This is a genomic window from Moraxella nasibovis, assembly GCF_029581575.1.
Classification (GTDB): domain Bacteria; phylum Pseudomonadota; class Gammaproteobacteria; order Pseudomonadales; family Moraxellaceae; genus Moraxella; species Moraxella nasibovis.
Genome location: NZ_CP089975.1, coordinates 1,857,052 through 1,880,198 on the forward strand (window position 1 = coordinate 1,857,052; position 23,147 = coordinate 1,880,198).

Sequence of the window (23,147 nt, forward strand, 5' to 3'; positions counted from 1 at the left end):
CGATACTCCTTACCAGCTAGCTTTACGAACGCCAGGTACATCACCTTGCATTACACGCTCACGCAATTTGTTGCGTGACAGACCAAATTTACGGAAGTAACCGTGTGGACGACCAGTCAGACCACAGCGGTTGCGTAGGCGCACTGGTGAAGAGTTGCGTGGCAGGGCTTGTAGAGCAAGCATTGCATCCAGACGCTCTTCGTCACTTGCATTGATGTCGCTGATGATTGCTTTTAATTTTGCACGCTTTTCGGCGTACTTAGCAACGGTTTTTTCGCGTTTTAATTCGCGATTGATCATGCTTTTTTTAGCCATAACGTTTTTCCTTATCTGAATGGGAAGCCGAATGCTTTTAGCAAAGCACGACCTTGATCATCGTCAGCAGCTGTGGTTGTGATGGTGATGTCCAAACCACGGATGCGATCGATTTTATCAAAATCAACTTCTGGGAAAACGATCTGCTCTTTGATGCCTAGTGAGTAGTTACCACGGCCATCAAAAGCTTTGGCAGAAAAACCACGGAAGTCACGAATACGAGGAATCGCAATGGCAATTAGACGATCTAGGAATTCATACATCTGTTCGCCACGAAGTGTAACTTTACAACCAATCGGCCATTCTTCACGAATCTTAAAGCCAGCAACTGATTTGCGAGCTTTGGTGACTACAGGCTTTTGACCAGCGATTGCGGTCATGTCAGCCAACGCACCTTCTAATAGTTTTTTGTCTTGTGCTGCACCGCCAACACCCATGTTTAGAGTGATTTTGGTGATTTTTGGCACTTGCATTACATTTTCCAAGCCAAGCTCATCTTTGATTTTTTGCTTTAGCTCGTCATTGTATAAAGATTTTAATCTTGCCATTACTATATACCCTTGGTCTCTTATGCAGTCGCCACTACTTCACCAGTTGAACGATAGATGCGCTCTTTTTTGCCATCACTGTTCACTTGGTAAGCAATACGATCTGCTTTTTGGGTTGCTGCGTTATAGATCGCAACATTTGAAATGTGTAAAAACGCTTCTTGCTTAACGATGCCACCTTCTTTACCTAGCATTTGGTTAGGTTTTTGGTGTTTAGTTACAATGTTAATGCCTTCAACTTTTACACGGTCTGCTTTAACCGCCAAAATTGTGCCTTGCTTGCCTTTATCTTTGCCAGCAATCACAACCACGGTGTCGCCTTTGCGTAACTTTGCCATAATAGCCTCTAAAAGGTTACAGTACTTCAGGTGCTAGTGAAACAATTTTCATGAATTGCTCACCACGTAGTTCACGGGTAACAGGTCCAAAAATACGAGTTGCAATTGGGGCTTTGTTATTGTTTAGAATAACTGCCGCATTGTCATCAAAACGTAGTACAGAACCGTCTGGACGGCGTACGCCTTTTTTGGTGCGTACAACGACCGCATTCATCACGTCGCCTTTTTTAACACGACCACGAGGAATGGCTTCTTTAACCGTTACCTTGATAATGTCGCCAACTGATGCGTAACGACGATGCGAGCCACCCAGCACTTTGATACACTGAACGCGTCTTGCACCACTGTTATCTGCAACTTCCAGCATTGTTTCAGTCTGAATCATCGCATTACTCCATAATAAATAAAGCAATAAAAGCCATTCGCCATCAAATATGCACAATATTTGCACATATTTGATGGATGAACATCTACAAAGATGTACATTATACTAGCAAATGACTTTTAATGCAAATAACTTAAATTTTTACCGCAGTCTCAACCACGTCCACCAAAGTCCAAGTTTTGGTCTTTGAGATAGGACGAGTTTCTTTGATACGAACGATATCGCCTTCTTGACAAACATTGTTCTCGTCGTGAGCTTTTAGCTTGGTAGAACGGCGAACTTGTTTGCCATACATTGGGTGGCGAATTTGGCGCTCAACCAGAACAGTGATAGACTTATCCATCTTGTTGCTGATTACTTTACCAGTTACAACGCCAACTTCTTGAGTTTGGGTGTTCTCGCTCATGCGTCGCCTCTTTGTTTTTCGTTAATCAAAGTTAAGATTTTTGCAATCGTACGACGATTTGCCTTAACTTCGTGAGTATTGCCCAGCTGACCCGTAGCTTTTGCCATACGCAGACGGAATGCATCAAGCTGCTTTTCGTCAAGCAATTGAGCCAACTCTTCTACTGATTTTTCGCGTAATTCGTTGGTTTTCATTACATAACCGTCCGTTTAACAATAGTCGTTTTGAAAGGTAGCTTAGCTGATGCCAAAGTTAGAGCTTCACGAGCCAATTCTTCGCTAACGCCTTGAATTTCGTAAAGCATTTTACCTGGCTTGATTTCTGCTACCCAGTACTCTACAGGACCTTTACCTTTACCCATACGAACTTCTAGAGGTTTTTCGGTAATTGGTTTGTCTGGGAATACACGAATCCAAATTTTACCGCCACGCTTAATGCGACGAGTGATGGTACGACGAGCTGCTTCAATTTGGCGAGCAGTCATACGACCACGACCGATAGATTTTAGACCAATTTCACCAAATGCAACGGTGTTACCACGCTGGGCTAGACCAGTGTTACGGCCTTTGTGCATTTTACGGAATTTGGTACGTTTTGGTTGTAACATGGCTTACCCCTTGTCTGAATTACGACGGTTGTTGGTACGGCCACGGCGTTTTGGCGCACGAGCTTTCTCTTCAACCACTGGGTTATAAACGCTGTTCATGCCGTCTAGAATTTCACCACGGAAAATCCAAACTTTCACACCGATGGTACCATAAGTGGTCTCTGCACGCACTTCTGCGTAATCGATGTCAGCACGAAGAGTATGTAGAGGCACACGACCTTCACGATACCACTCAGTACGAGCAATCTCTGCACCGCCTAGACGACCAGATAGCTCAACTTTGATGCCTTGTGCACCTGAACGCATGCTGTTTTGTACCGCGCGCTTCATTGCACGACGGAACATCACACGGCGTTCTAGCTGGTTTGCGATACCAACAGCTACCAAGCGAGCATCTAGGTCAGGCTGAGTGATCTCCTGGATGTTTACCTGAGCAGGTACACCCATGATTTTGGTCAGCTCTTTTTGTAGTGCTTCGATGTCAGCACCTTGCTTACCAATGATCACACCTGGACGAGCAGATGAAATGGTGATTTTGGCAGCGCCAGTAGGACGCTCAATGCTGATGTTGCTCACCATGGCTTCTTTTAGCTTGTTGCGCAAGAAGTCACGCACTTTAAAGTCGTTTAGCAGGTATTCTGAATATTGCTTTGGGCTGGCATACCAGTTAGCGTTATGCTTTTTGATGACGCCCAAGCGAATACCAATAGGATGAACTTTTTGACCCATGATTATGCTCCTACTTTAACAGTGATGTGACAAGTGCGCTTGCTGATACGGTCAGCACGACCTTTGGCACGGGGCATAATACGCTTCAAAGTGATGCCTTCATCAACATAGATGGTAGAAACACGCAGATTATCGATGTCTAGACCATTGTTGTGCTCAGCGTTAGCGATTGCTGATTGTAGGCATTTCTTAACCAGTTTAGCACCTTTTTTGTTGCTAAAAGTCAAGATGTCCAAAGCGCGCTCGATTGACTTACCACGAACTTCGTCCGCAACCAATCTTACTTTTTGTGCCGAAATAGCGGCACCGCGTAATTTTGCAGTTACTTCCATGGTAGCACCTTATCTCTTAGATTTCTTATCAACGCCGTGACCACGATATGAACGGGTCGGAGCGAATTCACCAAGTTTATGACCAACCATTTGTTCATTCACAATCACTGGTACATGAGTGCGACCGTTGTGAACAGAAATGGTTAGACCTACCATTTGTGGTAGAATCATCGAGCGACGAGACCAAGTTTTGATTGGTTTACGGCTGTTTGTTTCAAGAGCGTCTTCGATCTTGGCAAACAAGTGCGCATCGATAAATGGACCTTTTTTCAATGAACGAGGCATTAAATTATTCCTTATTTCTTGGCACGACGGCGACGGATGATCATATTGTCAGTACGCTTATTAGAACGAGTCTTAAGACCCTTAGCTTTCTGACCCCAAGGACTGGTTGGGTGTTTACCAAAGTTGCGTCCTTCACCACCACCGTGTGGGTGATCAATCGGGTTCATCGCAGTACCACGAACGGTAGGACGAACACCACGCCAGCGTGCTGCACCTGCTTTACCAAGCGATTTTAGGTTGTTTTCAGTGTTAGACACTTCACCAATTACCGCACGGCAGTTTGCATGGATGCGGCGAGTTTCGCCAGAGCGCAAACGAACGATCACATAAGCACCGTCTTTACCCAACAATTGAACCGCTGCACCAGCAGAACGAGCGATTTGCGCGCCTTTGCCGATTTTTAGTTCGATGTTGTGAATAACAGTACCCACTGGGATATTTTTAAGTGGCAAGCAGTTACCTGGGCGGATTGGAGAACCCTCACCAGATTGAACCTGATCGCCTACAGCCAATTTTTTAGGTGCAATGATGTAACGACGCTCACCGTCTGCATATTTAAGCAGTGCAATGTGTGCGGTACGGTTTGGATCGTACTCAATGCGTTCAACAGTTGCAATGATGCCGTCTTTATTGCGCTTGAAGTCAATCAGACGATAGTGTTGCTTGTGACCACCACCGATGTGACGGGTAGTGATACGGCCGTTGTTGTTACGGCCACCAGTTTTTGCTTTTGATTCAACAAGTGGTGCATAAGGACGACCTTTATAAAGGTGTGGATGCACTACTTTTTCAACAAAGCGGCGACCTGGTGATGTAGGTTTTGCTTTTACGATAGGCATGTCTTTAATCCTTATTCGTTAGTCGCTGTTTCACTAGTGACTTCTTCACCAGCACCGATTTGTACGTCTGAACCAGCTTTCAAGGTTACATACGCTTTTTTGACATCAGAGCGTTTGCCCACAACACGGCCAAAACGCTTAGTTTTACCTTTGGTGTTTAGCGTGTTTACTTTAACAACTTCAACACCTTCAAACATCAGCTCAACCGCTTGTTTGATGTCACGCTTAGTCGCATTGCTGTCCACTTTGAAAACTTGAACACCAAGGCTGTCGCCCAGACGCTGAGATTTTTCAGAGAATACAGGGGCTTTTAGCACTTGATACAGTCTTGCGTTACTCATGCTAGTGTCTCCTCAAATTGTTTGGCAGCTTCTACAGTCATGATAACTTTGTCAAAAGAAACCAAGCTTACTGGATCAACTTCACGAGCACCCAATACATTGACATGTGGAATGTTGCGAGCAGCTAGATATAGATTTTCGTCCACTTCGTGCGTTACGATCAAAGCACGCGGTGTGTTTAGCTCTGCTAGCTTAGCAACCAAACCTTTAGTTTTTGGTGAATCTACAGTGATGCTATCAACCAAAACCAGACGCTCTTGGCGTACCAGCTCAGCTAGGATGCACTGCATGGCACCACGATACATTTTACGGTTTACTTTTTGAGACCAATCTTGTGGTTTTGCTGCGAATGCACGACCGCCACCAACCCAGATTGGGCTACGGATAGAACCAGCACGAGCGCGACCAGTACCTTTTTGACGCCATGGCTTTTTACCACCGCCAGATACTTCGCCACGAGTTTTTTGTGCACGAGTACCTTGACGAGCGCCAGCTAGGTAAGCAGTTACTACTTGGTGTACCAAGGCTTCGTTGAACTCACGACCAAAAGTCGTTTCTGATAGCTCAACCGCCGCACCTGTAACAGTTTTTAAATTCACGTTAATCCCCTTAGGCTTTCACTGACGGACGTACGATAACATCGCCACCATTGGCACCAGGAAGTGCGCCCTTGATGACTAGTACACCTTTTTCAGCATCAATAGACACGATTTCAAGGCCTTGAACAGTAACACGCTTGTTACCCATTTGACCAGGCATCTTTTTGCCTTTAAATACTTTACCTGGTGTCTGGTTTTGACCAGTAGAACCAAGTACACGGTGAGAAACAGAGTTACCGTGAGTTGCGTCTTGAGTACGGAAGTTGTGACGCTTAACACCACCTTGGAAACCTTTACCCTTGCTTTGACCAGTCACATCAACCAACTGCCCAACTTCAAATAGATCTACCAAAATGTTGCCGCCAACTTCACGACCTTCAAGATCGCTCTCGTCTGCACGGAATTCCCAAACACCACGACCAGCGGCTACGCCAGCTTTTGCGAAGTGTCCTTTTTGAGCAGCAGTTACACGGCTGTCACGACGCTCACCAGTGGTGATTTGGATTGCGTTATAGCCATCGGTGTCTACTGTTTTGATTTGCGAGATGCGGTTTGCGTCAACCTCGACTACTGTTACAGGGATAGATGCGCCTGCTTCAGTAAAGATTCGGGTCATACCACGCTTAATACCGACTAAACCAATCGCCATTTTAGACCTCTTACTTTAATAATAGTTTAATATTAAACCAGTCTTGTTCAATTAGCCTAGGGCGATTTGAACATCAACACCAGCTGCTAGATCAAGCTTCATCAACGCATCGACAGTTTTGTCGGTAGGTTGTACGATGTCAATCATGCGTTTGTGAGTGCGAATTTCATACTGGTCACGAGCGTCTTTGTTGACGTGTGGTGATGTCAATACGTTGAACCGCTCAATACGAGTCGGCAAGGGAACAGGACCACAAACTTGTGCGCCTGTACGCTTTGCAGTATCGACAATCTCTTGTGCCGACTGGTCAATCAGACGATGGTCGAAAGATTTTAGTCGGATACGGATTCTCTGGTTAGCCATGCCAACAAGCTCCTAATTAAGTGCTTTATAAAACTTCCGTCATCAAAAAAGATGAGTTCAGCTATACCATTTTTCATATTTTTTGCCAAAAATCGATGCTTTTGACAAAATAATCCAATCCCTGCCCGTCATGCACAAATGGTCAGACAGCAGGGGTGATGTTATAGTGCCAAAAACGATGCTTCGGCTGTGGCGTTGTCCTTTTTAAATTCTCTATCGTTGTTGTAGAGAACAATTTTTATCAAATTCATTCTTTTCAATCACGACATAGCGGATTAAAAAGCGCAACGCTAAAACATAATAAGCCCATATTATACACCAAAATCGGCTAAATGCAAGGGATTTATTATGCTTTTGTCAAAATAATCGTCATTTTTATGTATGCTTTATGTATGTCGCCATTCATAAAAACTCATAAACGCATTCGATCATTTGCGTGCTATTTTATCATTTTTTTGTGATAAAAACCGCACTATTTTCATTGAATTTTTTAATTGATTTTATAAATTTAATGAAAATAATCAATAATTATGCCCCGTTTTTGGGTAATTTTCCTGCGCCTTGACACACCGCACAAGGCTGGGTGAGTTGCTCTGCCAAGCTGACTGCGGTGCGTTTTCTGGTCATTTCAAGCAGTCCAAGCCGAGTAAAGCCTAAAATGTGTGTCGGTACAGCGTCTTTTTTAAACAGCTTGGTGAGAGTGTTTAATACCTTGGTGCGACTTTGCTCACTTGTCATGTCAATAAAATCAATGATGATGATACCGCTGATGTTACGCAGTCTTAGCTGTTTGGCGATAAGATGGCTGGCTTCTAGGTTGGTTTTTTCAATCAGTTCATCAGACGAGTGCTTGCCAACGAACGAGCCTGTATTGACATCAATCACTGTCATCGCTTCGGTCTGATCAATCACCAAAAACCCACCTGACGGCAAAGCGACCTGTCGCCCCAAAGCATCACTGATTTGCGATTTGATGCCATGATGAGCGAATAAAGAAGACTCTTGGCAAGTCAACACAGAAGTCAAATGGGGCATGAATGTCTGGACAAATGCCAATATTTGCTCATACATCGCTTGATCATTGACGATGATGCTGTCAATTTTATTGTCAAGACAGGCAAAATCTTGCAAATATCTGAGCGGCAAAGGCAGGGCTTGATGTATCAGTGCGTGCTTGGATTTGGCAAGTTTGGCAGTATGGATACGCTGTGTCATCATGCCCCACAGCCGAATCAAATACACCAAATCCGCCTGCAATCGCTCCACGCCGACCGACACCGCCTGCGTGCGTGCAATCAAACCGCCCTGCACACCCAGCGCCTGACACAGCTGGCTAAGCTCGCTTTTGAGACGCTCACGCACCGCCTGATCGCCCAGCTTAGCAGAAATGCCCAGCGGTCTGTCGTCATTGGGCAAATAAACCAGCGTCTGACTTACCAAGCTGATTTTCGTGCTAAGGCACGCTCCCTTTTCGCCAAGCTCATCTTTGATGACTTGCACGACGATTCGCTCGCCTTGATAAAACAGCTTTTCAATGCCCAAACTGCGATCTGAGCGATGCACATCATCAATGGATAAAAACGCCGTCCGCTTGCGACCAATATCCACAAATACCGCCTGCATCGCCGACAAGACACGCACCACCGTCCCCAGATAGACACGCCCCACCAGACTGTCCGCTTGATTTTCAACAAAAAAATCACACAGCTCGCCATTGACGACCACCGCCAACTGCGTCTGCTCTTGCCCATGCTCAATGATGATTTGCTTGGTCATTTTATGATACTTAACGATGATTTCTAGCTATCAATATGTGATTTGACACGCTCAATCAGCGACAGCGTTTGAGCCAGTGGCAAGCCCACCACATTGGTATAACTGCCACGAATGGCCTCAACCCACGCCATCGCCCCACCTTGAATGGCGTACGCCCCTGCCTTATCCACAGGCTCGCCTGTCTGCCAATAAGCGTGTTTCATGGCGTCCGTCAGTACCACAAAATCCACCTCTGTACGACAAATCATACTTTGCCTAGCAAGCACCGCACCATCTGCCACCACACCAACACAAACCGCCGTCCAGACTTCATGAGTCGCACCAGACATCTTATCCCACATAGCATAAGCATCGGTGCGATTTGTGGGCTTGGTCAGCACCCTACCATCAGGCAATACGCCAATGGTATCTGCCGTAATGATGAGCGACTGCCCTTGTAGTGGCTCCTGACACGCCTTGGCGAATTTTTCAGAAACCATACGCATGATGTAGTCTTTGGCACACTCGCCTGATTGCCAAGACTCGTCAATGGATACCGCCATCACGGTAAAATCCACGCCTGCCGTCTTTAATAATTCTTGACGGCGTGGCGAAGTTGATGCCAAAATAATATTCATAACCTAGTCCCATCCATCAAAATATCAATATGAAAAAGCGTGCCTACCAAGCACGCTCTTTCAGCTGTCCATTCACCCAGTACAAAGGATACCAAAACAGCGGAAAAATCAAAATACTCATCACCAACGAGCCAAACCCTGCCCAAATAAAGCCATGACTGAACGACTCCAATACCCACAAAACACTGCGATAGCCAATCAAGGCCGCCGCCGCACACAGCCACGCATTCTTTAAAGTCAGCTCTGTGATATAAATGAGCAGCACTCTAAGCCCAAAGCTCATAAGCACCGCACAAAACGCCTGATGCCCCAAATGCGTATCCAACAGCAAATCCGATGACAAACCAATCAAAAACACCACCCACACACGCATGATGGTCGGGCGATACATGAGCCAAAATATCAGCACAATCGTCAAAAACATCGGGCGAAATTCCGCCACCGTAAAAGACAGCGGATAAATATTCATCGCTGATGCCATCACAAAGCTCAGCACAATACCCATCAGCAAAAAAGACTTGGCGTTCATCTGACTCATCGCCCTACTGTTTTGGCTGCAAAATCAGCACATGGCTGCTGTTTAGGATATTTGCCGCTGGGGTCACTGTGATGTCGGCAAAGTTATCCGTGCGAGTGGTGTCGATGTCAGCAATCGTCCCCACACGATACCCTGCGGGCAGACGGCTACCCAGCCCAGATGAAACCAGCTCATCGCCTACTTGCACATCAGAAGTCTTAAAAATAAAATCCAGATTAAGACCATCGGGGCGACCGCTACCAGACACCACCGCACGCTGACCTGTACGAGCCACCACCACTGCCACTGACTGCTGCTCATCGGTGATCAGCACAAGGCGTGAAGTGTTTGGATAGGTGTTGATTACTTGTCCCAAAATGCCGTTTTCATCAATGACGGTCTGCCCGATTTTCACGCCGTCATTTTCGCCTTTATTGAGCACTACGATCTGTTTTAGTGGATTGGAGTCTGTGCCGATGATGCGTGCCAATAGCAGGTCGTGATTGGCAGACTCAGTGGTGGACAGTACGCCTTTGAGTCTGGCATTTTGAGCGATGAGATGGTCTTGCTGTTGCAGCTGCACTTTGGCTTGCAAAAGCTCAGTTTGCAGGCGAATGTTTTCACGGCGCAGCGATTCTTTGCTTTCAAAAGCGCCATCAGCATAATGCGCCGCAAATGACGGTATGAGCGACATTTGGTAAATCGGCTGCATGGACGCATGGCTGGCATCACGAAAAGGCACAAACCATTCTGATTTCTGGCTGTCTAGCAGCATCAAAATCAGCGACAGCACCAAAAAACTCAGCGTAGCTCGCACAAATAATGGCTTTTGGGAAAAAATACTCAGCAGCATATCATCTTTATCATCAAAATCTTAAACACACTCATCGACATCACAAAATAAAAGCGGTATCATCACCGCTTTTATTATCATCACACAAAGATCATGTTCAGCGACTTGTCATGGATGAATTCAAGCGCCTTACCGCCGCCACGAGACACGCAGGTCAGAGGGTCGTCAGCCACCGTTACAGGCAGACCAGTCTCTTTGGATAACAGCTTGTCTAGGTTACGAAGTAGCGCACCGCCACCTGTTAGCATGATGCCATTTTCGGCAATGTCTGACGACAGCTCTGGTGGTGTTTGTTCAAGGGCCTCTTTGACGCTTGAAACGATGACAGCCAATGGCTCAGCCAATGCCGCTTGAATCTCTTTGGAAGTGACTGTGAAAGTCTTAGGCACACCTTCTGCCATCGAACGACCACGCACTTCTACTTCCAAGTTTTCATTTTCATCAAAAATCGCCGTACCCACTTCCATCTTGATGCGTTCGGCAGTGGTCTCACCAATAAAGCAGCCGTGCGTCTTTTTGACATGATGGATGATGGCATCGTCAAATTTATCGCCACCGATGGTGATGGAGTCGGCATAGACACAGCCAGACAAAGCGATGACCGCAATCTCAGTCGTACCACCACCGATGTCCACCACCATCGAACCACTGGCCTCATGCACAGGCAGACCTGCGCCAATCGCCGCCGCCATCGGCTCTTCTAAGATATGCACGCTATTTGCCCCAGCCGAACGCACCGCTTCTTCAATGGCACGGCGTTCTACCAAGGTTGATTTGCAAGGCACACACACCACAACATTTGGATTTGCCAAAAAGCGACGAGCCTTGACCTTGGTGATGAAATGTTTGAGCATTTTTTGCGTGACTTCAAAGTCTGCAATCACGCCATCTTTTAATGGGCGAATGGCGGTGATGTTATCTGGCGTACGACCGAGCATTTGTTTGGCATCAATGCCCACCGCAGCGACAGTTGGATTTTGGGTGCGGTTGGCACGCAAAGCGACGACGGTCGGCTCATCAAGAACCACGCCTTTGCCGGGGGTGTAAATCAGCGTATTTGCTGTGCCAAGGTCGATGGCAATATTGGTTGATAAAAATCCAAACAGATTCATGGGTAGCGTTTCCAGATATTAAAGCAAAACAACGCGCGTAAGCACTGCGTCAAGACAATTTACCAACAGCTCGCCTAAAACAGCGCCCGACTTAAAAAAGACAAGCAAGCCATTTTTTGTGTTTTTGGTGTCGCAAGGATGGAAAATGTGCCAAGAATGTCTGCTAATTTTGAATTGATCGGCAGATTGCGTCGCCCAAAACCAACCAAAAAAGCATCAAAAATCGTGCATTGGCGCCAGATAAAAATTTAATGGCAAATTATACCCTATTTGCACCCAAAAAATCATGCGTATTTACGAAAAATTTGCGATTTTTTGCAAGAAAATTTTGCAAACCTGTCATGAGTGCCAAAATTTTGATGATTTTTGCCAAAACTTAGCTGCCAAATGCGCATAAGTGATGTTGTCGATGGTCAAGTTATGCTACAATTAGTCAATTTTTTCAATCCTTCATTGAATGTTCATAACAACACTTACAAACAGGAAATCACCATGAGCAACACTCTAAACAGCAATGACATTTTAGGCGTCGCCAATCTCGCTCGCCTTGCCATTGATGATGCCAAATCTGAAAGCTACGCCAAAGACATTGGCAAAATCCTATCCATGATGGACATTTTGTCCGATGTCAATACGGACGATGTCAAGCCTTTAACCAATGTCCACGATGGCGTGCAAGTGCTACGCCCAGATGTGGTGGATTTGAATGGTTTGGCGGTCAATCGTGAGCAAAATCAAGCGATTGCCCCTGCGGTACAAGATGGATTGTATTTAGTGCCACAAGTGATTGAGTGATTTTAAACCGTAGGGGCGAATTGCAATTCGCCCAAAAAATGCACACAAGGGCGAATTGCGATTCGCCCCTACACACCGATTTAAAACCTATTTAAAAAAACAAAATTTAGAGAAAAAACGATGACAACTTTACATACCCTATCCGTCCGTGAAATCGCTGACGGTTTACACGCCAAACACTTTAGCTCGGTTGAATTGACTCAGCATTTTTTAGACCGCATCAATACGCACGACAAGGCGGTGAATAGCTTTGTTACCGTAACGGCTGACCTAGCCTTAGAGCAAGCCCGCCTTGCCGATGATTTGCGTGCTAAGGGCGACACTCGCCCCCTACTTGGCGTGCCAATGGCTCATAAAGACAACCTTTGCACACAAGGCGTTTTGACCACTTGTGGCTCAAAAATGCTTGCCAATTTCAAAGCTCCTTATAATGCCACGCTGGTAGAAAATATCGCGAATTTTGGCTTTATCAGTCTTGGCAAGCTCAATATGGACGAATTTGCAATGGGTTCGGACAATGAAAAATCCTATTTCGGAGCGGTACACAACCCCTACGACCTAGACCGAGTGCCAGGGGGTTCGTCTGGCGGTAGTGCGGCGGCTGTGGCAAGCAACTTTGTCCCTGTGGCGACAGGCTCGGACACGGGCGGTTCTATTCGCCAGCCTGCGAGCTTCTGCGGTGTAACAGGCATTAAGCCAACCTATGGGCGAGTGTCTCGCTTTGGTATGGTGGCGTATGCGTCAAGCTTTGACCAAGCAGGGGCGTTTGGACGCTCGGCACAAGACTGTGCGTATTTGTTACAAGCGATGAGCGGTTATGACCCCAAAGACAGCACAAGTGTAAACAAAGATGTGCCAAACTGGGTGGGCGAATTAGACAAAGTAGCAAGCGACAAACCCCTAGCAGGATTAAGAGTAGGCGTACCGCAAGAGTATTTTGGCACAGGGTTAAATGCTGATGTTAAAGCCAAAATTGAAGATGCTTTAAAAGTCTATCAAGACTTGGGGGCGACTTTGGTAGATGTCCATTTGACCGACCCACAAATCACCCTTGCCACCTATTATCTCCTTGCCCCTGCCGAAGCCAGCTCCAACTTATCTCGCTTTGACGGGGTGCGTTATGGCTATCGCTGTGAAAATCCTGCCGATTTGCACGATTTGTACACACGCAGTCGCTCGGAAGGCTTTGGGGCGGAAGTGCAACGCCGTATCATTATGGGGACTTATGCCCTGTCAGCAGGTTATTTTGATGCCTATTATGTCAAGGCTCAAAAGGTTCGCCGTTTGATTTTAAATGACTTTTTAAAAGCCTTTGAATCGTGCGACATCATCGCCACGCCAACCGCCCCAACGGTTGCCTATAAACTTGGCGAAAATCTCTCCCCTGCCGAAATCTATATGGGCGATGTCTATACCATTGGTGTGAATTTGGCGGGCTTGCCAAGTTTGTCGCACCCTGTGGGCTTTGTGGGCGGATTGCCTGTGGGCTTGCAACTCATTGGCAAACATTGGGCGGAAAGCGAGCTGTTAAAAACCGCTCACATTTACCAAAGCCATACCGATTTTCATCAGGCAAAGGCGGATTTGGTGAAGTGATTTTTGGATTGGGGTGAATGATAAACTTATCCCAAACAATAATAAATTTATCCCAAACAATAAAAGGAGATAATGATGCAACGCCGTCATTTTTTACAAAAAACCTTATTGGCACTACCTATTATTTTTTCTGGCAATTTATTAACTGGATGTAAAACGAATTTATCTGATGATTATTTGCCCGATGATAAGATAACAAACAATCCAAATTTATTACAAAATAAATTAAAAGAGATATTGCCAATTTGGGAAAATAAATTTAATGCCAAAATTGGTATGACGATTATTGCTGACAATGGTGAACTATCCAGTCATCGTGGTAATGAATATTTTCCTGTTAATAGTACCATTAAAGCCTTTATTGCAAGTCATATATTATTACTTGTAGATAAAGAAAAATTGGATTTAAACGAAAAAATCATCATTAAAGAAAGCGATTTGATAGAATATTCTCCTGTCTGTAAAAAATACTTTGATGAGAATAAACCAATTTCTATTAGTGAATTGTGCGAAGCTACCATAACACTGAGTGATAATGGTTCTGCTAATATCTTGTTGGATAAAATTGGGGGTTTGACTGCATTCAATCAATTTTTGAAAGAGATTGGGGCGGATATGGTGCTGGCAAATAATGAGCCTTTATTAAATCGCTCACATTATGGTGAAACCAGTGATACCGCAAAACCAATTCCTTACACAAAAAGCCTAAAAGCACTGATTGTAGGCAATATCCTATCCAATCAAAGCAAAGAACAGTTGATAACTTGGCTTATCAATGATAAAGTTGCTGATAATTTATTGAGAAAATATTTACCAAAAAATTGGCGAATTGGCGACAAAACAGGCACAGGTAGTGAATCAAAAAATATCATTGCTGTGATTTGGAATGAAAATAATAAACCTTATTTTATCAGCCTATTTATCACCCAGCCCCATGATGGTAAATCCCTTGATTTTAAAAATCAAAAAGATGAAATAATGGCACAAATTGGTAAAGAAATTTATCCATTTTTATAACCCATTAAATTTTTATAGTTAATAGGAAAATTTATGACTAACCAAGCCCCCCTAATTGACGGCTATGAAGTTGTCATCGGCATTGAAATCCATTGCCAATTAAACACCGCCACCAAAATTTTCTCCCCTGCCAGTACCGAATTTGGGCAAGAACCCAACACCCAAGCCAACATCATTGATTTGGCAATGCCGGGGGTGTTGCCTGTCCTAAATGCCGAAGTTGTTGAAAAAGCGGTAAAATTTGGACTTGGCGTCAATGCCCAAATCGGACAAATGAACGCCTTTGACCGCAAAAACTACTTCTACCCCGACCTACCCAAAGGCTACCAAACTTCACAAATGGCACACCCAATCGTGGGGCAAGGCTACATCGACATTTTGGTGAACGCAGGGACAAAAAACGAATACACCAAACGCATTGGCATTACCCGTGCCCACCTTGAAGAAGACGCAGGCAAATCGGTGCACGATGCCGTGCCACAGATGACGGGCGTGGACTTAAACCGTGCTGGCACGCCACTCATTGAAATCGTCTCTGAGCCTGACATTCGCTCGGCGGACGAAGCGGTTGCCTATGTCAAGACCATTCACGAGCTGGTTACTTGGCTTGGCATTAGTGATGCGATTATGGCGGAAGGCTCTTTTCGTGCCGACATCAATGTCTCGGTACATAAACCCAACACGCCCTTTGGCACTCGCTGTGAGCTTAAAAACCTAAACTCGTTTCGCTTTATTGAGCGGGCTATAAAAAGTGAAATTGAACGCCAAATTGACCTAATTGAAGACGGCGGTAAAGTGGTGCAAGCCACTCGCCTATACGACCCCGAAAAAGACGAAACTCGGGCAATGCGAACCAAAGAAGAAGCCAACGATTATCGCTATTTCCCTTGCCCTGATTTGCTCCCTGTGATGATTTCTGATGAATCGTTGCAAGCCATTAAAGACAAAATGCCAGAACTCCCCAGCGTGCGAAAAGAACGCTTTGTGAGCGAACTTGGCTTATCGGCTTATGATGCCAATGTATTAAATGGTAGCCGAGAATTGTCCGATTATTTCTTAGCAGTGGTAGAAAAAATCGGTAAAAATAATGCCAAAATCGGGGCAAACTGGATTATGGGTGATTTATTGGGTTCATTAAATAAAAATGAACTCACCATTGATAAATCACCAATCAATGCCGAACGCTTGGCGGGGTTAATTGCCCGTATTTTAGATAATACCATTAGTGGTAAAATCGCCAAAGAAGTGTTTAATTATCTTTGGGAATCTGATAAAACCGCCGATGAAATCATTGCCGAGAAAGGCTTAAAACAGACGACCGACACAGGGGCGATTGAAGCCATTATCGTCGAGGTGCTTGCTAATAATCAAGCAATGGTTGATGAATATAAAGGCGGAAAAGAAAAAGCCTTTAATGGACTTGTCGGACAAGTAATGAAAGCAAGTAAAGGTAAAGCCAATCCTGCACAGGTGAATGAATTGTTGAAGAAGTTGATTGGTTAATAAATAAGCCCCAAATATCGGTTGGTGTTTGGGGCTTATTTTATAGGAGTAACAATGATTGATATTGCAAAAGTAACCCAACATTTTAAGAAACCAGAACTCTATCTTTCAAACAGTTTTTTAAAAATATATTGTGCAAATGAAATAACAAATTGTGATAGTGGACATATTATCTATTGTCAAATGAATTGTCATTATTTTGACCTAGAAACAAATATTTATCTTATTCTTAAATCTTGTGAAAACTTTTTACAATCATCGCCTACTTGGTTTGATTATTATAGATTTAAGGAAGGCTATCCATTAAAATTAAGCAATTATATCAATGAAGCCATTCAAGAAATTCAAAGTTCAGAAAATCAAACCAACAATCATCATTTATTACAACAAATTTTAAAAGGTCAACTAGAAAAACTAAATGGAGTTGCTAAAATTTATACCTTTGAATTAAACCGAGAAAAATTTAGAAGTGCTATTTTAGACCAAATACAAGACCCGATTGACGGATTATCCAAATTGATATTTTGGATAGATAAAGATGAAAATATTCATTTTTTATGGGTGCGTGAAAGCAGGTAGTAAAATTGGTTAATAAAATAAGCCCCAAATATCGGTTGGTGTTTGGGGCTTATTATAAGGGTAAAAAAATGCCAAGCAAAAAATTTTTCCAATCCAATGATAAATTGCCACAATTTTTATCATTTGATTTTTCCGAATATCAAATTTATCCAAAATTTCAAAACAATAATCTATCATTTTATGATTATTATTTAGCACTTGCCAACATTATTCCGCATAATTTTGAAAGTTATGCAATTTGTTTACACCCGATTGGTTATTATCAAAATGAGCAATACATAGAACCAAAAATCAATAACAGAAAGTCAATATTTAAAGCATTTGAAATTTCGGTAAATGATGAGATAAACTTAGATTATTTATGTGATTTGGAAAGCGAATTATTCCAAAAATATAGCTCACTACTTTACACTTCAAATGGCGATTGTTCTGATGTGCAATTTAATTTTATGATAAATACTTTAAAAAATTTGGTTGATAATGAAATTTACTATTATTATGAACTTTTAAAAATTATTAGTTATTCAGAATACGATTATAGCAAAATATCCGAGCTATTATTTAAAGGCGAAATATTAACTCATCAAGAATTACAACAACATTCAAAAATATCCACACAACCAACTATATTATTTGATGATAGTGAAAAATGGGTGATTGCAACTGATTATGATACCCCTTATACATTTATTGGTGGAGAAAAATATTTTGTAGAGAAGTTTTTAAATAGTGAATATGATATTTATCCAATCACACCAAAATACCAATGGGTTAAGAAATATGATTAATTTGGTGCGTAATACACACCTTGCCACCAACCATTTTTGTTTTCAATAAATGGACATATGCCAGTTATCCACTTGCATTTTGATAAAAATTATCTTGTGGTGATTTTATTGTCCCTTAAACACCCTATCCCCAAACATAAAAAAACACCAAGCCCAATAACATCACGCCAAGCCCGATATATTTATGCACGCCAAGCGGACGCACAGGCATTTGAATGAGTCCAAAATAATCAATCGCCATACCTGCAATGAGCTGCCCCAAGATAATCAAAAACGCCATATTCACCAGTCCAATCTTGGGTGCCAAAAAAGCTGTGGCAAACACAAATACCGCACCAATTGCTCCACCAATCCACCGCCACCAAGCCTGCCCTGCCGCATTTTGAGCCACGCTGTGCCAATCACCCTGCCAAAGCATGACAATCCCTAAACACAGCGTACCAATCGCAAACGAGAAAAACGCCGCCGCCAATGGCTGACCGCCAAGCCCCACCGCAAGGCGTGAGTTAATCGCTGCTTGCGTGGCAACACCCATACCAATGCCAAACGCCATCAAAAAATACCACATAAATCATCTCTTAGCACACAAATAAAAAAACACACTTTAAAAAGCGTGTTTTTTTATTTTATCACAAATTAAGAATTCATCATCAGATATTCAAAGGCAGACAGACCAGCTTTTGAACCCTCGCCCATGGCGATATTGATTTGCTTATAAGGCACGGTCGTGACATCACCACAGGCGAAAATGCCCGCTTTACTGGTGCGACACTTAGCATCAATCTCAATCTCGCCTTGTGGTGTGATGTTCACCAAGCCTTTGACCACATCAGAGCTTGGCACAAGACCAATCTGCACAAATACCGCATTTAATGGCAAGGTTACATTTTCGCCAGACACTCGATCTTGGTAGATAAGGCTATCCACTTTACCGCCGTTTGCAGTAATTTCTGTCGTGGCGGCGTTTTTGATGATGGTGATGTTGTCTTTGGCTTCGGCTTTGTCAATCAACACTTGGTCGGCACGCAGTTTGTCGCCAAATTCTAGCACGGTAACATGCTCAACAATACCCGCCAAATCAAGTGCTGCTTCCACGCCCGAGTTACCACCGCCGATGACCGCCACAGGCTTGCCTTTAAAGAAAGGACCATCGCAGTGTGGGCAGTACGCCACGCCATTACCAATATTCTCATCTTCGCCTTTGACACCCAGCTTACGCCATTTCGCCCCTGTTGCGATGATCAGCGTGCGTGAAGTCCAGCTTGCGCCTGTGTTTAGGGTAACTTGATAACCGCCTTTGACTTCTTCAATGCTTGACACGCTCACATGCTCTTTGACCGTGATGGCGTATTCTTTGATGTGCGTGGTAAGGTTGCTTGCCAGAGTGTTGCCGTTGGTCAGTGGCACAGAGATTAAGTTTTCGATGTCTTGGGTGTCTTTGACTTGTCCGCCGATACGGTCAGCCACCAGTGCCACTCTTAGACCTTTACGAGCGGTATAAATCGCTGCTGCACTGCCCGCAGGACCACCGCCGATGACAGTAACATCCTGGGTTTCAAGCTGTTCTACCACGCCTTCGGCAAGCAGGTCAGGATATTCAGCTTGCAATTTGTCAATGATACGAGCGGTATCCACCTTACCGTTCAAAAATGGCTTACCGTTCAAAAATACCGCAGGCACGCCCTGAATGTTTTTCTCTTCTACAAGCTCAGGGAACACACCACCGTCAATCATTTCATTTTCAATGTCGCCATTTAATAGGGCAAATTGGTTCAAGGCTTGCACGACATCAGGACAGTTGTGGCAAGACAACGACACGAAAGTTTGGAATCTTAAGGGCTTTTGAATGCGTTTGACCAAGTCTTGAATGCCTTCGTCTAGTTTTAGTGTATGACCGCCCGCCTGCAAAATCGCCAAAATCAGCGAAGTAAATTCATGACCACCTGGAATGCCACTAAAAACAATGCCCGTATCACGGTTTTCGGTGGCAATCTTAAAGCTCATTGGTGACAAATCGATATCCACCACTGTCTTATCAAAGCCGATTTTATCCGAACAATTGGCGATTTGCTCCAAAAAATCCACCAATTCAGCACGCTTGGCGTGTTCGCCTTGACCGATGACCATTTGGATAGGACGAGTCATGTGAGCGCTGTAAGATTTGACAGCATCAAGTAGAGATTTATCTAGCATGTTTTTACCTTTTATTGATTATTGAGCCGTGCAGACCGCACTAAGCGGCTTAAATAACGATTGAAACAGCGTCTTAAATTTAGTGAAATTTGATTTTATTATTTTTATTATAAAGACAGTAGCACGAAATGAAAAATTAAGAATTTTAAAGACTAAGATTGTTAAAGCTCAACGATTGCACACACAGTGGCGCTTTTTGTTATTTTATCACTTGCCACTTGCGAAGTAGCGGCATTCTTGGTAAGATAATCATGAAGCCACTGAATGTGGTAATTTGTAACCGTTTAAGGAGAATTTTCATGTTCCCAGAATATCGTGAACTCATCACCAAACTAAAAACAGAAAACGACCTACATTTTGTCAAACTATTTGATGCGCATAACGACCTTGATGAAGAAATCAATAATCTTGAAAATGACCCAGTGGCGCACACCAGCCGCAGCGAAGAAATCGAAGGTCTAAAACGCAAGAAATTGGCACTAAAAGACGAACTTTATCAATATCTACAAACCAAAGCATAATTCATCGCTTTTTAAGACGCAGGCTCATTTGGGCTTGCGTTTTTTATTGCCCATCTCAAAAAAAAATCGCCCCATTTGGAGCGATTTTTAAAGTGGTTTTTAAATCTAATGTTTGATTAGATTTTACCAACCAAGTCAAGGCTTGGCTTCAAAGTGTCTTGACCTGCTTCCCAAGCTGCTGGGCAAACTTCGCCATCATTGTCACGCACATATTGAGCGGCTTTGACTTTACGGATAAGGTCTTTAACAGAACGACCGATGCCCAGATCGTGAATCTCAGCCACTTTGATCAGACCGTCTGGATCTACTAGGAAAGTGCCACGAAGTGCAGCGTGCTGACCTTCAATCATCACATTAAAGCCACGAGTGATCGCACCTGTGCCGTCGCCAAGCATTGGGTATTTTACTTTACCGATGGCAGGTGATGCGTCGTGCCATGCTTTGTGAACAAAATGCGTGTCGGTAGAAACTGCATATACTTCTACGCCCAAACCTTGTAGCTCTTCGTAGTGGTCCGCCATGTCTTCAAGCTCAGTTGGGCAAACGAAAGTAAAATCGTGTGGGTAAAACATGAATACCGCCCACTTGCCTTTCACATCAGCGCTAGAAATGGTCTTAAACTCACCATTGACAAAAGCTTCGGTGGTAAATTCTGGAATGTGCTGGTTGATGATCGCAGTCATATGTCACCTCTTATTTAATGGAAATTTATGAAAAACAGCAATCGCTTACTGTTTGCCTTTATCATAACAAAAAAGTTGTTTTTATACAGTTAAAACTTTTAATTATCCTGTTTTGTTTTATAAAACTTAGGCTGAACATGGTATAATAAAGCATGACATTTTAAAGACGCACAAACGGTATTTTTTATGATCACATTACGCCAACTAGAATTTGCACTGGCAGTTGCCAAGCACAAGCATTTCAAACGAGCTGCCGAAGAATGCAACATCTCGCAGTCTGCCTTAAGCCTTGGCATTGCCGAGCTTGAAAAACAGCTCGACACGCAGATTTTTGAGCGTAATAACAAACAAGTGCTCATCACGCCCATCGGCGAAGAAATCTTGGACAGAGCTCAGCGAGTGTTCAGCGAAATCAACGATCTGGTCACTCGTGCACACAGCCACCAGACACCGCTGGCTTATCCGATGACCATCGGCATCATTCCGACTGTCGCACCGTATCTACTGCCAAAGGTTCTGCCCGCCCTAAAAGCACAGCACCCACACTTTGAGCTGTCCATCACCGAAAAACAAACCGAACGACTCATCGATCAGGTGCGCTATGGGCACATCGACACCGCCATCATCGCCCTGCCTTATCCTGTGGAGGGTCTGCATACTTTTGAATTTTGGGCGGAGGATTTTTTTGCCATTTTTCCAAAAGATGCCAGCAATGAGCTTGGGCACATCACCAGCAGCGAGCTGTCAAAGACCAACTTACTACTGCTTGGCGAAGGTCATTGCCTGACCGATCAAGTGCTGTCCGTCTGTCAAATGAACAAAAGCGAAATCAAGTCTGGCTTTTCTGACGCAAGCCTAAACACCATCATTCAAATGGCACTCTCTGGCATGGGCACGACGCTCGTTCCCAAGATGGCGCTCGACCAGCTCAAAGACGCTCATGACATCACTGCCGTGCCACTGGCTGAGGCAGGTCCGCACCGTCGATTGGCATTCATCACTCGGCTGAACTATGCGCGCGTCGATGATGTGCGCCTGCTGAGCGATATATTTGGTGAGGCGCTTAAAAACGACACACAAACCAAAAGCTAATCAACCACCCTTACCCTTTAAACCACCTTTCCCTTTAAAAGGTCGTGCCATTTTTTATAATCTGGCATGGCTTTTTTTACTTCCGCCCAAAACAACGGGCTGTGATTGGCATGGATCAGATGGCACAGCTCATGCACGAACACATACTCGGTACATTCATAAGGATATGCCGCCAGATAGACCGACAGCCATACCCGCCCTTGCCGTGTGTTGCAAGTCCCCCAGCGGGTCGTCATCTTGCGCAGGCGCACCTCATTGGCAGCCCTGCCAACAATGGGTTGCCATTTTGCCGTCAGCTGCCCAATCCTTGCTTGTAGCTGCTGTCGGTATATCGCCAGCACAGCCGCCTCGTCATCGGGCAAATCCGCAGGCTCCCCCCACAAGGTCAAAAGCCGTCTTGATGGTGCGTTAAAGCGGCAGCGCAAGCGTTCATTTGCCTGCACCGCCCAATCAAGGCGCGCATAGACCGCCATGATCGCAGCTTTTTCGCTTGCCCAAGCAGGCACGCTGACATGACATTCGTTCAATTTGATGCGAAAATTGATGTTTTTGACACGCTTTTTGGTGATGACAAGCTCGATGCCCTGCACAGTAAAGGCTTGCTGTAATTCCGTTAATGTCATGGTCGCTCGTGTTTTTTATTAAAAAACAAACCACAATAACCTACATTGAAGCCATTCTAGAATTTTTAAACCAGAAAGACATCGTCTGCATAAATATAAAACAATACCAAAAGCATTCTGATTAACGCCTTAAAATAAGTAGCCAA

General features: G+C 44.2%; 31 protein-coding genes and 1 pseudogene. 8 read left to right on the plus strand and 24 right to left on the minus strand.

Annotated features, from left to right (window positions below; genetic code table 11):
• Positions 1 to 9: 9 nt before the first annotated feature.
• The 20 genes and pseudogenes from rpsN to LU290_RS08945 form a co-directional block, all read right to left on the minus strand.
• Entirely contained in the window at positions 10 to 315 is a 306-nt protein-coding gene (rpsN, locus tag LU290_RS08850; RefSeq protein ID WP_277808229.1) for a 30S ribosomal protein S14, read from the minus strand.
• 11 nt (positions 316 to 326) lie between these two features.
• Positions 327 to 863 (minus strand): 50S ribosomal protein L5, encoded by a 537-nt coding sequence (gene rplE / locus LU290_RS08855; RefSeq protein WP_277808230.1) that lies wholly within the window; start codon positions 861 to 863, stop codon positions 327 to 329.
• A 20-nt stretch (positions 864 to 883) separates the two neighbouring features.
• Positions 884 to 1,201 (minus strand): 50S ribosomal protein L24, encoded by a 318-nt coding sequence (gene rplX / locus LU290_RS08860; RefSeq protein ID WP_277808231.1) that lies wholly within the window; start codon positions 1,199 to 1,201, stop codon positions 884 to 886.
• A 16-nt stretch (positions 1,202 to 1,217) separates the two neighbouring features.
• On the minus strand, positions 1,218 to 1,586 hold the full coding sequence (gene rplN, locus LU290_RS08865; protein ID WP_029102638.1) for a 50S ribosomal protein L14: 369 nt from the start codon (positions 1,584 to 1,586) through the stop codon (positions 1,218 to 1,220).
• A gap of 133 nt (positions 1,587 to 1,719) precedes the next feature.
• A complete protein-coding gene (gene rpsQ / locus LU290_RS08870) occupies positions 1,720 to 1,992 on the minus strand; it encodes a 30S ribosomal protein S17 (protein ID WP_249101073.1) in 273 nt (90 codons plus the stop codon).
• Positions 1,989 to 2,186 carry a 50S ribosomal protein L29 gene (gene rpmC, locus LU290_RS08875; protein ID WP_036364307.1) on the minus strand — a complete coding sequence of 66 codons (198 nt, stop codon included), beginning with the start codon at positions 2,184 to 2,186 and terminating at the stop codon, positions 1,989 to 1,991. The genes rpsQ and rpmC overlap by 4 nt, the downstream gene beginning before the upstream one ends.
• Positions 2,186 to 2,599: a 50S ribosomal protein L16 gene (rplP, locus tag LU290_RS08880; RefSeq protein WP_029102635.1), complete on the minus strand. Its 414-nt coding sequence runs from the start codon at positions 2,597 to 2,599 to the stop codon at positions 2,186 to 2,188. The genes rpmC and rplP overlap by 1 nt, the downstream gene beginning before the upstream one ends.
• Positions 2,539 to 3,328: pseudogene (gene rpsC / locus LU290_RS08885) on the minus strand (30S ribosomal protein S3). The gene rplP and the pseudogene rpsC overlap by 61 nt, the downstream one beginning before the upstream one ends.
• Before the next feature lie 2 nt (positions 3,329 to 3,330).
• Positions 3,331 to 3,660 (minus strand): 50S ribosomal protein L22, encoded by a 330-nt coding sequence (rplV, locus tag LU290_RS08890; protein ID WP_277808232.1) that lies wholly within the window; start codon positions 3,658 to 3,660, stop codon positions 3,331 to 3,333.
• 9 nt (positions 3,661 to 3,669) lie between these two features.
• On the minus strand, positions 3,670 to 3,945 hold the full coding sequence (gene rpsS / locus LU290_RS08895; RefSeq protein WP_277808233.1) for a 30S ribosomal protein S19: 276 nt from the start codon (positions 3,943 to 3,945) through the stop codon (positions 3,670 to 3,672).
• A gap of 11 nt (positions 3,946 to 3,956) precedes the next feature.
• Positions 3,957 to 4,784, minus strand: coding sequence for a 50S ribosomal protein L2 (gene rplB / locus LU290_RS08900; RefSeq protein WP_277808234.1), 828 nt, complete (start codon positions 4,782 to 4,784; stop codon positions 3,957 to 3,959).
• An 11-nt stretch (positions 4,785 to 4,795) separates the two neighbouring features.
• Positions 4,796 to 5,125, minus strand: coding sequence for a 50S ribosomal protein L23 (gene rplW / locus LU290_RS08905; protein WP_277808235.1), 330 nt, complete (start codon positions 5,123 to 5,125; stop codon positions 4,796 to 4,798).
• Complete coding sequence (gene rplD, locus LU290_RS08910; protein ID WP_277808236.1) at positions 5,122 to 5,724, minus strand: 50S ribosomal protein L4; 603 nt, start codon at positions 5,722 to 5,724, stop codon at positions 5,122 to 5,124. The genes rplW and rplD overlap by 4 nt, the downstream gene beginning before the upstream one ends.
• Before the next feature lie 10 nt (positions 5,725 to 5,734).
• Positions 5,735 to 6,373 carry a 50S ribosomal protein L3 gene (rplC, locus tag LU290_RS08915; protein WP_277808237.1) on the minus strand — a complete coding sequence of 213 codons (639 nt, stop codon included), beginning with the start codon at positions 6,371 to 6,373 and terminating at the stop codon, positions 5,735 to 5,737.
• 51 nt (positions 6,374 to 6,424) lie between these two features.
• Positions 6,425 to 6,736 (minus strand): 30S ribosomal protein S10, encoded by a 312-nt coding sequence (gene rpsJ, locus LU290_RS08920; protein ID WP_003656991.1) that lies wholly within the window; start codon positions 6,734 to 6,736, stop codon positions 6,425 to 6,427.
• 528 nt (positions 6,737 to 7,264) lie between these two features.
• Complete coding sequence (locus LU290_RS08925) at positions 7,265 to 8,512, minus strand: Rne/Rng family ribonuclease (protein WP_277808238.1); 1,248 nt, start codon at positions 8,510 to 8,512, stop codon at positions 7,265 to 7,267.
• A gap of 23 nt (positions 8,513 to 8,535) precedes the next feature.
• A complete protein-coding gene (locus tag LU290_RS08930; RefSeq protein WP_277808239.1) occupies positions 8,536 to 9,129 on the minus strand; it encodes a Maf family protein in 594 nt (197 codons plus the stop codon).
• A 43-nt stretch (positions 9,130 to 9,172) separates the two neighbouring features.
• The gene (mreD, locus tag LU290_RS08935) at positions 9,173 to 9,667 is read right to left on the minus strand and encodes a rod shape-determining protein MreD (RefSeq protein WP_277808240.1); all 495 of its coding nucleotides are present in this window, start codon (positions 9,665 to 9,667) and stop codon (positions 9,173 to 9,175) included.
• A 4-nt stretch (positions 9,668 to 9,671) separates the two neighbouring features.
• Complete coding sequence (mreC, locus tag LU290_RS08940; RefSeq protein WP_277808241.1) at positions 9,672 to 10,499, minus strand: rod shape-determining protein MreC; 828 nt, start codon at positions 10,497 to 10,499, stop codon at positions 9,672 to 9,674.
• Between the two features lie 80 nt (positions 10,500 to 10,579).
• On the minus strand, positions 10,580 to 11,611 hold the full coding sequence (locus tag LU290_RS08945) for a rod shape-determining protein (protein ID WP_277808242.1): 1,032 nt from the start codon (positions 11,609 to 11,611) through the stop codon (positions 10,580 to 10,582).
• A 492-nt stretch (positions 11,612 to 12,103) separates the two neighbouring features.
• Between LU290_RS08945 and gatC the strand changes: the two genes are divergently transcribed.
• The 6 genes from gatC (at position 12,104) to LU290_RS08975 (ending at position 17,889) form a co-directional block, all read left to right on the plus strand.
• A complete protein-coding gene (gatC, locus tag LU290_RS08950; protein ID WP_277808243.1) occupies positions 12,104 to 12,406 on the plus strand; it encodes an Asp-tRNA(Asn)/Glu-tRNA(Gln) amidotransferase subunit GatC in 303 nt (100 codons plus the stop codon).
• Between the two features lie 120 nt (positions 12,407 to 12,526).
• Positions 12,527 to 14,002, plus strand: coding sequence for an Asp-tRNA(Asn)/Glu-tRNA(Gln) amidotransferase subunit GatA (gatA, locus tag LU290_RS08955; protein ID WP_277808244.1), 1,476 nt, complete (start codon positions 12,527 to 12,529; stop codon positions 14,000 to 14,002).
• Between the two features lie 75 nt (positions 14,003 to 14,077).
• Positions 14,078 to 15,019 (plus strand): class A beta-lactamase BRO-1, encoded by a 942-nt coding sequence (locus LU290_RS08960; protein ID WP_003657002.1) that lies wholly within the window; start codon positions 14,078 to 14,080, stop codon positions 15,017 to 15,019.
• A 33-nt stretch (positions 15,020 to 15,052) separates the two neighbouring features.
• Complete coding sequence (gatB, locus tag LU290_RS08965; protein ID WP_277808245.1) at positions 15,053 to 16,522, plus strand: Asp-tRNA(Asn)/Glu-tRNA(Gln) amidotransferase subunit GatB; 1,470 nt, start codon at positions 15,053 to 15,055, stop codon at positions 16,520 to 16,522.
• Between the two features lie 54 nt (positions 16,523 to 16,576).
• On the plus strand, positions 16,577 to 17,101 hold the full coding sequence (locus LU290_RS08970; RefSeq protein WP_277808246.1) for a hypothetical protein: 525 nt from the start codon (positions 16,577 to 16,579) through the stop codon (positions 17,099 to 17,101).
• Positions 17,102 to 17,169: 68 nt separating this feature from the next.
• Complete coding sequence (locus LU290_RS08975) at positions 17,170 to 17,889, plus strand: hypothetical protein (protein ID WP_277808247.1); 720 nt, start codon at positions 17,170 to 17,172, stop codon at positions 17,887 to 17,889.
• 124 nt (positions 17,890 to 18,013) lie between these two features.
• Here the strand turns inward: LU290_RS08975 and LU290_RS08980 are convergent, their stop codons facing one another.
• Together LU290_RS08980 and ahpF are read right to left on the minus strand one after the other, a co-directional pair.
• Positions 18,014 to 18,457 carry a DMT family transporter gene (locus LU290_RS08980; RefSeq protein ID WP_277808248.1) on the minus strand — a complete coding sequence of 148 codons (444 nt, stop codon included), beginning with the start codon at positions 18,455 to 18,457 and terminating at the stop codon, positions 18,014 to 18,016.
• 68 nt (positions 18,458 to 18,525) lie between these two features.
• Positions 18,526 to 20,082, minus strand: coding sequence for an alkyl hydroperoxide reductase subunit F (ahpF, locus tag LU290_RS08985; RefSeq protein WP_277808249.1), 1,557 nt, complete (start codon positions 20,080 to 20,082; stop codon positions 18,526 to 18,528).
• Positions 20,083 to 20,381: 299 nt separating this feature from the next.
• Between ahpF and LU290_RS08990 the strand changes: the two genes are divergently transcribed.
• Complete coding sequence (locus tag LU290_RS08990; RefSeq protein WP_277808250.1) at positions 20,382 to 20,603, plus strand: HP1242/YdcH family protein; 222 nt, start codon at positions 20,382 to 20,384, stop codon at positions 20,601 to 20,603.
• A 116-nt stretch (positions 20,604 to 20,719) separates the two neighbouring features.
• On the opposite strand, the gene ahpC is transcribed toward LU290_RS08990, so the two are convergent.
• Entirely contained in the window at positions 20,720 to 21,286 is a 567-nt protein-coding gene (ahpC, locus tag LU290_RS08995; RefSeq protein ID WP_277808251.1) for an alkyl hydroperoxide reductase subunit C, read from the minus strand.
• Between the two features lie 186 nt (positions 21,287 to 21,472).
• On the opposite strand from ahpC, the gene LU290_RS09000 reads away from it, so the two are divergent.
• Positions 21,473 to 22,378, plus strand: a complete 906-nt coding sequence (locus LU290_RS09000; protein ID WP_277808252.1) for a hydrogen peroxide-inducible genes activator — start codon at positions 21,473 to 21,475, stop codon at positions 22,376 to 22,378.
• A gap of 17 nt (positions 22,379 to 22,395) precedes the next feature.
• On the opposite strand, the gene LU290_RS09005 is transcribed toward LU290_RS09000, so the two are convergent.
• Positions 22,396 to 23,001: a M48 family metallopeptidase gene (locus LU290_RS09005; protein ID WP_277808253.1), complete on the minus strand. Its 606-nt coding sequence runs from the start codon at positions 22,999 to 23,001 to the stop codon at positions 22,396 to 22,398.
• Positions 23,002 to 23,147: the final 146 nt, after the last annotated feature.